The sequence below is a fragment of the Streptomyces sp. NPDC007872 genome, from assembly GCF_042868165.1.
In the GTDB taxonomy this organism is placed as follows: domain Bacteria; phylum Actinomycetota; class Actinomycetes; order Streptomycetales; family Streptomycetaceae; genus Streptomyces.
Window position 1 is genome coordinate 142985 of record NZ_JBIAEA010000005.1, and the last position, 12762, is coordinate 155746.

Consider the following 12762-nt stretch of genomic DNA (forward strand, 5'->3'; position numbering starts at 1 on the left):
TCGCGTCCCGGCCCCTAGAGCTGGGTCACGTCCAGCCCGCCCTCCGCGTACTGCTTGCGGATGACCTTCTTGTCGAACTTGCCGACGCTCGTCTTCGGCACGGCGGGGACGATCGCCCAGCGCTCCGGCAACTGCCACTTGGCGATGCCGCCCTCCGTGGCGAGGAAGGCCTTCAGCGTCTCGTAGTCCGCCGTCGAGCCCTCCTTGAGGACGACGGTCGCGAGCGGGCGCTCGCCCCACTTCTCGTCCGGCACGGCGACGACGGCGGCCTCGGCGACCTCCGGGTGCGCCATCAGCGCGTTCTCCAGCTCGACGCTGGAGATCCACTCGCCGCCGGACTTGATGACGTCCTTGGCGCGGTCGGTGAGGGTGAGGTAGCCGTCGGTGCTGATCACGCCGACGTCACCGGTCTTGAGCCAGCCATCCTCGCTGAACTTGTCCTCGGGCCGGAGCGGTTCGCCGTCGACGCCGTTGTAGTACGCGCCCGCGATCCAGGTGCCGCGCACCTCCAGCTCGCCGGCCGACTCGCCGTCCCAGGGCAGGTGCTCGCCGCCGGGGCCGACGAGCCGTGCCTCGACGCCGGTGGGGAAGCGCCCCTGCGTGACGCGGTAGGGCCACTCCTCGTCGGCGGTGAGTCCGGCCGGCGGGTGGGCCATCGTGCCGAGCGGGGAGGTCTCGGTCATGCCCCAGGCGTGGCAGAGGCGGACGCCGAGCTTGTCGTACGCCTCCATGAGGGAGGGCGGACAGGCCGCGCCGCCGATGGTGACCTGGGCCATGGAGGAGAGGTCGCGCGGGCGGGCGGTGACCTCGGCGAGCAGTCCCTGCCAGATGGTGGGGACGGCGGCGGCGTGGGTCGGCCGCTCGCGCTCGATCATGTCGGCGAGCGGGGCCGGCTGGAGGAAGCGGTCCGGCATGAGCATGTTGATGCCGGTCATGAAGGTGGCGTGCGGGAGCCCCCACGCGTTGACGTGGAACTGCGGCACCACGACCAGGGTCGTGTCCTTGGCGGTGAGGCCCATCGACTCGGCCATGTTCACCTGCATCGAGTGCAGGTAGATCGACCGGTGGGAGTAGACGACGCCCTTGGGGTCGCCCGTGGTGCCGGAGGTGTAGCACATGGCCGCGGCCGTGCGCTCGTCCAGCTCGGGCCAGTGGTACGTGGTGGGGCGGCCGGCGATCAGCTCCTCGTAGTCGTGCACGCGCGGGGCCGCGCCGGCCAGGACCGAACGGTCGCCGGGGCCCGTGACGACGACGTGCTCGACCGTCGGCAGGTGCGGGAGCAGCGGGGCGAGGAGGGGGAGCAGCGAGCCGTTGACGATCACGACCCGGTCGGCGGCGTGGTTGACGATCCACACGAGCTGCTCGGGGGGAAGACGGAGGTTGAGGGTGTGGAGGACGGCGCCCATGGAGGGGATCGCGAAGTACGCCTCGACGTGCTCGGCGTTGTTCCACATGAGGGTGGCGACCCGCTGGTCGCCGGTGACGCCGAGTTCGTCGCGCAGGGCGTTGGCCAACTGGTGCGCGCGGGCTCCGGCCTCAGCGAACGTGCGGCGCTGCGGCTCGGGCTCGCCCGTCCAGGTGGTGATGGTGGACTTCCCGTGGATCCTCATCCCGTGTTCGAGGATGCGGCTCACGGTCAGTTGTACGTCCTGCATGGTGCTGTACACGGGGCGTCCTCCCGGTGGGCGCTACGTGGCAGTAGGGGTGTGGAGATTCTGCGCACGTACCGAGCGGTATGTCACTACCCGGGAGTAGGGAAATTGCCAGTGATCACTGGCGCCGGGAGAAAACCGGGAGGGTGCGAGGGGTGATCCGGAAGGGCGTACGGGGCGATCCGGGAGGGTGCGAGGGGGCTGCTCTACCTCACCGGAGTCAGCTCCGGGTCCTCGCGGAGCTTGCCGAGCGCTCTGGACACCGCGCTCTTGACCGTGCCGACCGACACTCCGAGCACCTCGGCGGTCTGCGCCTCGCTGAGGTCCTCGTAGTACCGCAGGACCACCATCTGGCGCTGTCGCTCCGGCAGCTTGAGCACCGCGCGCCACATGGCGTCGTGCAGCGCCTGCCGCTCGGCCGGGTCGGGCGACGGGAGGCCGACCGGCTCGGGCAGCTCCTCGCACACGAACTCGTCGACCTTGCGCTTGCGCCACTGGGACGTACGGGTGTTCAGCAGCGCCCGGCGGACGTAACCGTCCAGGGCCCGGTGGTCCTCGATGCGCTCCCAGGCCACGAAGGTCTTGGCGAGCGCGGTCTGGAGGAGGTCCTCCGCGTCCGAGGGGTTGGCGGTCAGGGAGCGGGCGGTGCGCAGGAGCACGGGCCCACGCGCCCGTACGTACGAGGAGAAGGTCGTGTACGACGCGTACTGCGAGGCACCGGCGCAGACGGGGCCAGAGGGTGGCGGAGTCATGGCTCCACGCTAGGAGGGGAGGGGTGTCCGACGGATCGGCCCCAGGTCCCGAACCGCCGTCCGCCTCAGGTTGTAGGGGCGAGGACGCCTCCACCTCCTCTGGGTGGAGGCCCCCGAGGCCCGGCTCAGGGTCGGGCCGGGGCCCGTGTCACGGCGAGGGGGAGGTGGAGAACGCCGGAGAGGAACCCGCGCGCACCGTGGTGAGGCGGGCCACCGGGGCGTCCACGGCGTTGCGGTCGATCACGAGGCGGTGACCGCCGTACGACTCGGCGACGTTGCCCGCGTACTGGTGGATCCGGGCGTGCGGCGTCCAGGCCGCCGGGGCGAGCGTGGCCTCGGTGGCCAGCGCGGGCTTCCCCAGCCAGCGCGCGAACCACATCACGGCCGGCAGGTCCGCCGTGCCCGCCTTCCGCTGCGCCTCGATGTCCCGCACGCCCGTGTCCGCGCTGCTGTAGAAGCCGGGCAGGTACCCGAGGCGGCGCACCTCGCGGTTCCAGCCGCGGACGAAGGAGAGGGTGGTCGCGGCACACTGCGCGTCACCGGGCCGGTAGGCCTCGATGTCGAGGTAGAGCGGACTGCTCGTGCCCAGGCCGAGGGCCCGCGCGGCCCGCACCGCGTCACCCGCCTCCCGGGTGCCCTGGCCCCAGGGGTCGGACCCGATGGCGAAGGGCTTCTTGGCGGGGGCCTCGACGCACGGCGCCTGGGAACCGACGAAGACGGGCAGCAGTCGCCAGCCCATGGCCTGCACCGAGGCGACCCAGCCGGAATCGAGCTCCCGCTGACCGGGGCAGCCCCGGCCCCGCCCGCCGAAGTAGATCCCGACGGCCCCGTACGGCGAACCCCGCCAGGCCCGCATCGTCTCGACGGAGGGCGCCTCACAGGTGTCGAAGGCCTGGCCGGTGAAGGTGACGGGGACGGAGTCGGCGGAGGTCACGGGGGCGGAGTCGATGGAGGTGACGGGAGCGGAGTCGGCGGAGGCGTTCGAAAGGGTGGAGCCGGGCTTTCCGGGGGCGCCGGGTTCTGCGGGAGCGCTGGGCTCTGCGGGGATGCTGGGCTCTGCGGAGGTACGGGTGGCTGTGGAGGTAACGGTGGGTGCGGAGGTACCGGCAACCGCGGAGGCGTCAGGCGCTGCGGGGGCGCCGGGAGCGGGTGCGCCGGCGGTGCTCACGGCCGCTGCCGCCACCGTGGCGGTGGCCCGGGGTGGAGGCTGGGGCGGGGCGGCGGTCGGCTCCGGGGCGTCGAGGAGCGCCGTCCCGGCCACCGCCGCCATCAGGGCGAAGGCCACGGCCCGCACCCCGGCGAGGGGAAGCGCGGACCGCGAACGTGCCGGTGCGGAAGACGTGGTGGACCGGGGGCGGGGCGGCGTGCTTGTGCTCATGACGCGAGTGAAGGGCCGCCCGCCGTGCCCGGCCACCGCTGGGGCCGTCGCCTCGGCCGTACGCGCCGGGTAACGACCCTTACGTGGGAACCCCGACCCCACGTCCACCCCCCCCGTGCCCCGGCCCCCGCGTCCGCCGGCGCGACGGCCTGCACGCCGATCCGCGCCCCGGTTCACTCGCCGGTACCGAAGTGCCGCCTCACGGCCCGCCGTTCGCCCTGTCGTGCGCGCTGCCGCGCGTGCCTCCTTTCACTCCCGGCGTTCGCGTTGTCGTATCGCCCCCCTCGGGCCGGTCCCCGCTGCCCCCGTCCCTCACCACGGAGGGAAGCCGAGCACCGGGAGGGACTGGGCGATGTGGGTGAAGTCGACGCGGGCGGTGCGGATGCGTGCCATGACTGTTCCTCCGGGTGTCGAGAACCGATGACTGAGAACCGATGACTGAGAACCGAGGGCCGGGAGCTCCTGGGAACCCCGCCGAATGCCTGAAGCGTGGAGCGTGACTGAAATAACCGTGTTTCCAGGGCAGTTGGCCCGCCGCCCCGGCCGTTGTACTCGACGTCGCGAATGCAGAATTGCCCACGGAATCCCCGGCGAACCGTCCCGGAGCGGACGTTCCCTCGCAAGCGTGAGGACAGCCGGATAAACCCGCTCAAGGCAAGATCAGGGCGCGATCAGGGCTTGATCAGGACTTGATCGGAGGGGGAGCGGGACGGGGTCGGGGTGGGCTCGGGGTGGGATCACGCGGAAGAGCGGAAGAAAAGAAGCGGCTCGCGGGGACGGCGGAATTCCCGTTTCGGCCCGGGTATGGCTCCGCCACCCCCGAGAACCCTAGGAGACGTCCCCCACGGCCCCCTCGAAGGCCTGGTACGCCGTCTCGTCGAAGAGCACGAACCGCACCTCCTCGACCTCGGTGCGGGCCGCCCGCACCGTCTCGACGGCGATCCGGGCGCCGCCCTCCATCGGCCAGCCGTAGATTCCGGTGGAGACGGCCGGGAACGCGACCGTGCGAGCCCCCAACTCGTCGGCCACCCGCAGGGATTCCCGGTAGCAGGAGGCCAGCAGCTCCGAGCGGTCCTCTTCCCGCGACCAGACCGGCCCCACCGTGTGGATCACGTGCCGGGCGGGCAGCCGCCCCGCCGTGGTGGCCACGGCCCACCCGGTCGGCAGCCCCTTGCCGTACTGCGAGGCGCGCAGCTTCCGGCAGGCGGCGAGGATCTCCGGGCCGCCCTTCCGGTGGATGGCCCCGTCGACCCCGCCGCCCCCGAGCAGCGAGGAGTTCGCGGCGTTGACCACCGCGTCCGCCGCCTCGGCGGTGATGTCCCCGCGGACGAGCACGATCCGCATCCCACGCTCCTGTCTCCCGATGGGCTTTCGAAGAACTCCGGACCCTACGCGGATCCCCGCGGAACGGCCCCGCCAATACCACCTCCCCTCCCCCGGACCGCCCCCGAGGAACGGCTGACGGCCCGATATGCGGCGCGATGCATACGTACGGGATGACACGGGCCGAAGCGACGTCACACGTTCGGGTGGGCGTCAGGAGCCCCCGGAGCGGGTACCGGGCCGCCGTGACGACCAGGGTGGCGATATCCGGGCGGGGTCGGTCACGACGGGTGAAATAGCCGGTGGGAAAGGCGTTTCCGGCTCTCACGGATCTGCGACGTGCGCGTGTCTAACCCCGAGCCGACGCCTAAATTGTTCAGAATGTCACTTACTGCCCCAGTTGAAACTACGAAGTTTCGTTGCCGAGGAGCGTGTCATGCAGGTTCGCAGGTGGCTCCCTGACCAGCCCACCAGCATCGGCCGCCATGACTGGCCGGACGAGGGCGGCGAGGGAACTCATCTGCGACTGCGGGCCGGCTCCATCGTCGTACTCGACCGGCAGGCCTGGCGCGTCCTGGAGATCACCGGGTACCCGGGCGACCACTGGCCGGAGGCGTACGAGAAGGCCTGGCGCGACCACGTGGAGCTGTGGTGGCACGCCAACGAGCTGCGGCGGGCCAACAACCAGGCGGTCAAACCCGCCCCGGAACGCGCCGAGTTCTACAAGCGCCCGGTGGTCCTCGTCCTGCGCAACGACAACCTGCCCCGGTCCGCGCCGAAGCACTGGTGCGCTCCCGCCAGCCAGGACTGGCAGGTGCTCCCCGAGCACTACGCGGTCTGCCGCGCCTGCGGCGAACTGCCGCCCTGCCACCACGGGGAGTACCCGCGCGAGGAGGGCCCGCGCCGGCCGGAGCAGAGCGGCGGCATCCCGTTCCTGGTGCCGAAGGGCTGCTGCATGGGGTGCGCCGAGCAGATCAAGCCCCGTATGCGGACGGTCCGTTTCCCCGGGCCCAACCTCTGGTACCCGGACCTGGGCGAGGACACGGCGGTCTTCCACGCCCGCTCCTCCTGCGAGGACCAGGTGGAGTGCTACCGCGCGCAGTGGCAGCAGGAGTACGAGCCGCCGGCCGCGCGCCCCGGCACGTCGGCGTTCCCGGGCTTCGACCACTTCGTGCTCCCCCGGGCCCGCCAGTCCCCGCCGCAGCCCCCACAAGCCGCGCAGCCACAGTCCCCCCAGCTCTCCCAGGTGGCGCACCTCCAGGCCGCGCAGGCGCAGACCGCCCAGTCCCAGGGGCAGATCCCGCAGTCCCTGCCCTCTGTGCAGTCCCTGCCGTCCCTGCACGCCCCGCAGCCCGCACAGCCCCCTCAGCCCCAGGTCCCACACGCACAGACTCCGCAGCCCCAGGCCGCTTCCCAGGCCCCCCTGCCGGCCTCGCACGCCCTCCTGCTCGCCACGGCTCCCCGCCCGGCGGAGGAGGCGCACGCCGCCCTCACCGTGGGGACGACGGGCTCCGGCACCTTCTCGCCCTCCTTCGAGGGCTACCGGGCGGACCCGGAGCCCTACCCGGCCCCGGACCCCTACGCGAACCCCGAGCCGTACCCGGCGTCCGACCCCTATCCGCTCCCCGACCCCTACCCGGCGTCCGCCGCGGACCAGGGCCCCGCGAGCCACGCCGTCCGGGCGGCGGAGGAGCTGAGCCGCACCCTGACCGACCGCCCGGCCTTCCACAACGCCGAGCAGGCGGCCCGCGTCATCGAGGAACTCACCGCGGCCGTACGCAACATCGCGCTCTGCCTCAACAACCCCCCGGTCCGCAATCACCCCTGATCCCGCTCCCCGTCCAAGGCGACGGCGCACGAAGGCCCCCGACCGGTTCCTTCCGGTCGGGGGCCTTCGCCAACGGCGGTGGGTGTGGGATTTGAACCCACGGTGACATCGCTGCCACGACGGTTTTCAAGACCGTTCCCTTAGGCCGCTCGGGCAACCCACCTCCGCTCCGGACCGCTTGGCCGGAGCGGCTACAGCGTACCGGCTGGAGAGGCCGGACGGCGGCGGGCATCGGGTCGCTACCGGCGGAGCCGGGCGCGCGGGTGCGTCAGCTATCTCCGGTGCGTTCGCCCAGGACGACGGTGGTCGTGGCGGGCTTGCCGTCGCGTTCGTACGTGATCTCCACCGAGTCGCCCGGCTTGTGGGTCCAGATCTCGCTGATGAGGGTGGGGCCGCTGTCGATCTGGTGGCCGCCGAAGGCGGTGATCACGTCGCCCGGCTTCAGGCCCGCCTTGGCCGCGGGGCCGTTCGGGGTGACCGAGGAGGCTCCACCGGTGCCCCGGGCGGCGATCTCGGCGCCCTCGCCCTCGTCGTTCATGTTCACGGTCGCGCCGATCACCGGGTAGACCGGCTTGCCCGTCTTGATCAACTGCTGGGCGACGTTCTTCGCCTGGTTGACCGGGATCGCGAAGCCGAGGCCGATCGAGCCCGCCTGGGTCTGTCCGAAGCCGCCGCTGGTGGACTGGATGGCGGAGTTGATGCCGATCACCGCGCCGCTCGCGTCGAGCAGCGGACCGCCGGAGTTGCCCGGGTTGATCGAGGCGTCCGTCTGCAGGGCGCTCATGTACGAGTTGCTGCCGCCGGAACCGTCGCCCGAGGCGACCGGGCGGTTCTTGGCGCTGATGATGCCCGTCGTCACCGTGTTGGACAGGCCGAACGGGGCCCCGATCGCGATCGTCGAGTCCCCGACCGCCACCTTGTCCGAGTCGCCCAGCGGGAGCGGCTGGAGGTTCTTCGGAGCGTTCTTGAGCTTCAGTACCGCCACGTCGTAGCCCTCGGCCCGGCCGACGACCTCCGCGTCGTACGACTTGCCGTCGGAGAAGGTCACGGAGAGCGTGCCGCCGTCCGCCGCCGACGCCACCACGTGGTTGTTGGTGACGATGTGGCCCTCCTGGTCGTACACGAAGCCCGTGCCCGTGCCGCCCTCGCCCTGGGAACCGCCCGACTTCGCCTGGATGGTGACCACGCTCGGCAGCGCCTTCGCCGCGACCGCCGCGACCGTCCCCGGGTCGCGCTTGAAGGAGGCCGGAGCCTCGCCCGAGGAGACGGTCGTCGAGCCGGTGCCGCCGTCCTCGCGCTGGGCCGCCCAGTAGCCGATGCCTCCGCCGACGCCGCCCGCGACGAGCGCCGCCGCCAGGACGGCCGCCACGAGGCCGCCGGTCCGCTTGCGCGGCGCGGCGGGGGCCGGGGGTACGGGCGCGTGCGGGGCGCCCCAGGAGGGAACGGCCGGCGGGGGCGGCGGCCAGCCGCCCGCCGGGGCCGCGTGAGCGGCGTGAGCCGCACGGGCCTCGGGGGCCGCGTGGGCTCCCTGGACCGTCGGGGCTCCCTGGGCGTTCGTGTCCGCCGGGTGGGCGGGGTGCGCCGCGGTCGGCTCGGAGGCCGGAGCCGAGGACGGCGCCGGATCCGGGGCAGGGGCCGGAGGGGCCGACGGGGGCACGGGAGGCGTCGGAGGGGCGGACGGAGCAGTCGGGTCCCCCGGAACCGCCTGGCCCTCGTTCTCGGTGCTCACAGCTCGCTCTCCTCGTTGACTGCGTTGAACTGGTGTTGACTGCTCGGACCACTCGGACTGCTCGGACCACTCGGCCTGTCGGACTCGCTCGGCCGACCTGGCCCGCTCGAACCACCCGGCCCATTCGAACCGCCCGGCCCGCTCGAACCACCCGGCCCATTCGAACCGCCCGGCCCGTTCGGACCACCCGGCCCGCTCGGACCACCCGGCCCGCTCGGACCACCCGGCCCGTTCGGACCGCTTCGACCGACCTTCCGCCTTCGAACGCCTGCCCACACCGGCCGTGGATACCCGCAGGTGTCCGCCGTACGGATCAAGCATGCCTGCGTGTGACTCTTCCCGACCGCGTGAGGTTGTGGCCGCTCCGGCTCCAGGGTGCTGCGACCAGCTTTTCCCACCGGACGTCAGGCCGCTGTAAGACGGAGCTGTGCATTCGCACTGCTTCCTTTATAAAGGACAGAACGGACAGTCCCGGTGTGCCCGCCACGCCCCGCCAATGGCACCATGACGCGGTGACTCACGCACGGCAGCAACCGAACCGCGCCCCCGTCCAGGTCGTCGCCCACCGCGGAGCGTCCGAGGACGTACCGGAACACACCCTGGCCGCCTATGTGAAGGCCATCGAGGACGGCGCCGACGCCCTGGAGTGCGACGTCCGGCTCACCGCCGACGGGCATCTGGTCTGTGTGCACGACCGGCGCGTCGACCGCACCTCCAACGGCCGCGGAGCCGTCTCCACCCTCGAACTGGCCGCCCTCGCCGAGCTCGACTTCGGCACCTGGAAGGGCCGGGTCGAGTCGACGGAGAGCCCCGACCGGCGGGCGCCCGGGTCCACCTCCGTCCTCACCCTGGAACGCCTCCTGGAGCTGGTCGCCGACACCGGCCGCCGGATCGAGCTGGCGATCGAGACCAAGCACCCCACCCGCTGGGCGGGCCAGGTCGAGGAGCGGCTGCTCCAGCTCCTGAAGCGCTTCGACCTCCACGCGCCCGCGTCCCCCGAGGACTCCGCCGTACGGATCATGAGCTTCTCGGCCCGCTCCCTGCACCGGATCGCCGCCGCCGCACCGACGCTGCCCACCGTCTCCCTCGCCCAGTTCGTCTCGCCCCGGCTGCGCGACGGGCGGCTCCCCGCGGGCGCGCGCATCGCGGGCCCCTCCGTCCGGATCGTGCGGCACCACCCGGCGGTGATCCTGCGGCTCCAGAAGGCCGGACACCAGGTGCACGTCTGGACGGTGGACGAGCCGGAGGACGTCGAGCTCTGCGAGCGTCTTGGCGTGGACGCGATCATCACCAACCGCCCGAAGCAGGTACTGAACCAGTTGGGCCGGGGCTGACCCCCTCCTCTTTCGTCACTTCCGTCCCATTCGCCCCAGGGGACAAAGGGCACATCAGGGGTTACAGGGAGTGCACCGGCGCGTTCCGTCCGTACGCGATCGTCACGAGTGCCTCATCCCACGCGGATTGGCCGGTTTCCGGTCCAGGTCATCGGGGCATTCACACCGTGGCGTGGGGCAAAGGAGGTCTCGGGGGTGGCGTTGGTGGTGGCACAGGAGGTGCCCACGTCGTCGAGCATGGCCGTACCCCATGGCCCTGCGGGCGTGGGTGAGGCGCGGCACCGGATGCGGGACGAGCTGTACCGCAGCGGGGTCGCGGAATCGGTCGTCGACGACGCGGTACTGATCCTTTCCGAGCTGCTCAGCAATGCCTGCCGGTACGGCAGGCCGCTGGGGCGGGCGGATCGTGGCGAAGGGGACGTACGGGCGGCCTGGCGGGTCGATCCTGCGGGCGGCCTGCGGGTCGAGGTCACCGACGGCGGCGGTCCGACGCGGCCCGTCCCGTCGACGCCCTCGGTCACGGCGCGGGGCGGCCGCGGGTTGAACATCATCAGCGCGCTGGCCCAGGACTGGGGCGTGCGCGACAGCGCGGCCGGCGAGGTCACCGTCTGGGTGGTCGTCACCGAAGGGCACCGGCGCGAGGACTTCGCGACGCACGTCGGCGGCGGTTCGAGCTTCGACTTCCTGGACGCGTACGACGACCTGGACTGATCCCGGGTCCGGGACCGGCTCTCGTGATCGGGCCGGTCCCCGGGCGCGGCCCGCCTGAGGGGCGGTGGCGGCCGGGGCGGCTAGGCTCGCGCCCGAAACAGCACCGCACACAAGCACCGCCGCGATCGGGAGAAAGCCACACCATGGCCAAGAAGCGCCCCCAGACGAAGGCCGGCAAGGCCGGCCAGGCACAGGTCACGAGCGGGGAGATCCCGGTCGTCGGCGCGCGCGAGCCGTGCCCGTGCGGTTCGGGCCGCCGCTACAAGGCGTGTCACGGCCGGGCCGCCGCGCACGCCGTCACCGAGCTCGTCCAGCGTCCCTTCGAGGGTCTGCCCGGCGAGTGCGACTGGGTCGCGCTGCGCGAGCTGGTGCCCGCCGCGACCGTGCCGCTCACCCTGAAGGGCGGGCTGCCCGAGGGCGTGCCGTCCGTGACCCTCGCGACCGTGCTGCCGATGGCGTGGCCGGCGCTCCGCAGGGACGACGGCTCCGTCCTGCTCGCCCTGCAGAACGACTCCACCTCCGGCGACCTGGCCCGCGACCTCGCCGACACCCTCCAGCGCGCCCTGGAGGCCGAGCCGGGCACCCCGGTGCCCGCGCGCCGCGTGCCGGCCGAGGGCCCGCGCCTCCAGGACCTGCTGGACGCCGACGCCGCGTTCGCCCCCGAGGTCCACACGGGCTTCGAGTTCTGGATCCCGCAGTCGGCGGACGGCGCCGACCCGGAGGTCGCCGCCTCCCTGGAGCGGGCCAACGCGGCCGCGATCCCGACCGTCCGCCTCACGGGCGTCGACTCCGCGTACTGGTGCGAGACCCCCGACAAGAACCACCTGCGCTGGGTCATGCCGTACCCGGAGGAGAAGCTCCTCGACGCGCTCGCCCGGCTCCAGGCCGCCGGCGACACCTCCCTCGGCTCCTACACCCGGCTCGTCGGCTCCTTCCGCGCCCACGGCCTCGTGGTGCCGGTGTGGGACCTGCCGACCTCCATGACCGCCGAGGAGTGCGAGAAGCCGGCCGCCGAGTTCTTCGAGCGGCTGACCGGGGCGCTCGCCTCGGACGCTCCGCTCACCGCGGAGGAGCGACGGGCGCGCGGCGGCCTCACGAACCGTCAGGTCACTCTGAGCTGATACCCCAGGTGGTATCGGTGACTGACAGACCGACCAGTCGGTGACTTCCACCACAACCCGGTCTTCGGACAGGTAAATCCCTGTCCGAATAACCGAGATCGAATTTGCGAACCGCAGATCTCTTGTTACGGTTCTGGAAGCCCGGTCGCTGGTGCATCCCCCGTCGCCAGCGACCGGGCCTTTCCATGTCCGCTTCCGGCCCGGCCGGGGCGTCCGACGTTCAACTTCCTTCGCGGTCCACCGTGTTGCTGCCCGCCCGCAGCAGCAGCGGAGTGCTGCAGCCCTCGCCCGCGCCGGCGAACTCCGCCACCGCCGCATACGCCGTGACCGCGCCCGCGCCGCGCTCCCGGGGCGTCTCGCAGGTACCCGGTTCGTCCTGCGCCGGAACCGCGCAGCGCACGTGCACGGTCCGCCCGCCGGGGGCCATGAGGGTCAGAAACGCGTCGAGTTCCTGTCCCGTGGTGTTGCGGTAGTACGTACGCGCCCAGACATCGGACCCCTCGTTCAGGACACACGTCTGCGCCTCGACCCCGCCGGGAGAGGCGAGTTCCGGCCCACAGCGCGTGATCCGCTCCGACGCCACCGGTGCGTCGGGGGCCGGAGGGACGGAAGGAGCGGGAGGGTCGGAGGGGGTCGCGGGAACGGTCGGCTCCGCCGTACGGGATCCGGCGCCGAGGCCCTTCCACGGTCCCCGCGCCTCTCCGTCGCGTCCGGTCTCCCCGTCGTCCCCCGACTTGCCGTCGCCCTCGCTCCGGGCACCGGCCGGCCGCGCGGCATTCCCCGCCGCCTTCGCCGATTCCTCCGCACCCACCGGTCCCGCCGGACCCACCGGCCCCGCCGTCGCGACGAGCGGGAGCAGGACGGCGGCCGTGACGGCGGCCCCGAGTGCGACCACGCGGAGGTTCACCGGAGTCATCGGGCCCACCTGCTCCTG

Annotated in this window: 10 protein-coding genes and 1 tRNA gene; 4 read left to right on the top strand and 7 right to left on the bottom strand. The window is 72.6% G+C overall.

Annotated features, from left to right (window positions below; translation table 11 throughout):
• Nucleotides 1-14: 14 nt before the first annotated feature.
• The 4 genes from ACFYNX_RS19270 to ACFYNX_RS19285 all read right to left on the bottom strand — a co-directional run bounded on the left by ACFYNX_RS19270 (nt 15) and on the right by ACFYNX_RS19285 (nt 5126).
• Nucleotides 15-1667: a long-chain fatty acid--CoA ligase gene (locus tag ACFYNX_RS19270; protein WP_388662756.1), complete on the bottom strand. Its 1653-nt coding sequence runs from the start codon at nt 1665-1667 to the stop codon at nt 15-17.
• A gap of 191 nt (nt 1668-1858) precedes the next feature.
• Nucleotides 1859-2404, bottom strand: a complete 546-nt coding sequence (locus ACFYNX_RS19275; protein ID WP_125668156.1) for a SigE family RNA polymerase sigma factor — start codon at nt 2402-2404, stop codon at nt 1859-1861.
• A gap of 148 nt (nt 2405-2552) precedes the next feature.
• Nucleotides 2553-3782 (bottom strand): DUF1906 domain-containing protein, encoded by a 1230-nt coding sequence (locus ACFYNX_RS19280; protein WP_388662758.1) that lies wholly within the window; start codon nt 3780-3782, stop codon nt 2553-2555.
• A gap of 828 nt (nt 3783-4610) precedes the next feature.
• Complete coding sequence (locus ACFYNX_RS19285; RefSeq protein WP_388662760.1) at nt 4611-5126, bottom strand: O-acetyl-ADP-ribose deacetylase; 516 nt, start codon at nt 5124-5126, stop codon at nt 4611-4613.
• A 415-nt stretch (nt 5127-5541) separates the two neighbouring features.
• Between ACFYNX_RS19285 and ACFYNX_RS19290 the strand changes: the two genes are divergently transcribed.
• Entirely contained in the window at nt 5542-6933 is a 1392-nt protein-coding gene (locus ACFYNX_RS19290) for a hypothetical protein (RefSeq protein ID WP_388662762.1), read from the top strand.
• Between the two features lie 76 nt (nt 6934-7009).
• On the opposite strand, the gene ACFYNX_RS19295 is transcribed toward ACFYNX_RS19290, so the two are convergent.
• Nucleotides 7010-7096 (bottom strand) — tRNA-Ser (locus ACFYNX_RS19295).
• 105 nt (nt 7097-7201) lie between these two features.
• The gene (locus ACFYNX_RS19300; RefSeq protein WP_388662764.1) at nt 7202-8662 is read right to left on the bottom strand and encodes a S1C family serine protease; all 1461 of its coding nucleotides are present in this window, start codon (nt 8660-8662) and stop codon (nt 7202-7204) included.
• Between the two features lie 512 nt (nt 8663-9174).
• On the opposite strand from ACFYNX_RS19300, the gene ACFYNX_RS19305 reads away from it, so the two are divergent.
• The 3 genes from ACFYNX_RS19305 to ACFYNX_RS19315 all read left to right on the top strand — a co-directional run bounded on the left by ACFYNX_RS19305 (nt 9175) and on the right by ACFYNX_RS19315 (nt 11828).
• Entirely contained in the window at nt 9175-9996 is an 822-nt protein-coding gene (locus ACFYNX_RS19305; RefSeq protein WP_365544608.1) for a glycerophosphodiester phosphodiesterase, read from the top strand.
• Nucleotides 9997-10104: 108 nt separating this feature from the next.
• Nucleotides 10105-10707 (top strand): ATP-binding protein, encoded by a 603-nt coding sequence (locus ACFYNX_RS19310; RefSeq protein WP_365544610.1) that lies wholly within the window; start codon nt 10105-10107, stop codon nt 10705-10707.
• 143 nt (nt 10708-10850) lie between these two features.
• On the top strand, nt 10851-11828 hold the full coding sequence (locus ACFYNX_RS19315; RefSeq protein ID WP_388662767.1) for a DUF5926 family protein: 978 nt from the start codon (nt 10851-10853) through the stop codon (nt 11826-11828).
• Between the two features lie 220 nt (nt 11829-12048).
• On the opposite strand, the gene ACFYNX_RS19320 is transcribed toward ACFYNX_RS19315, so the two are convergent.
• A complete protein-coding gene (locus ACFYNX_RS19320; protein WP_388662769.1) occupies nt 12049-12744 on the bottom strand; it encodes a hypothetical protein in 696 nt (231 codons plus the stop codon).
• Between the last annotated feature and the right edge of the window lie 18 nt (nt 12745-12762).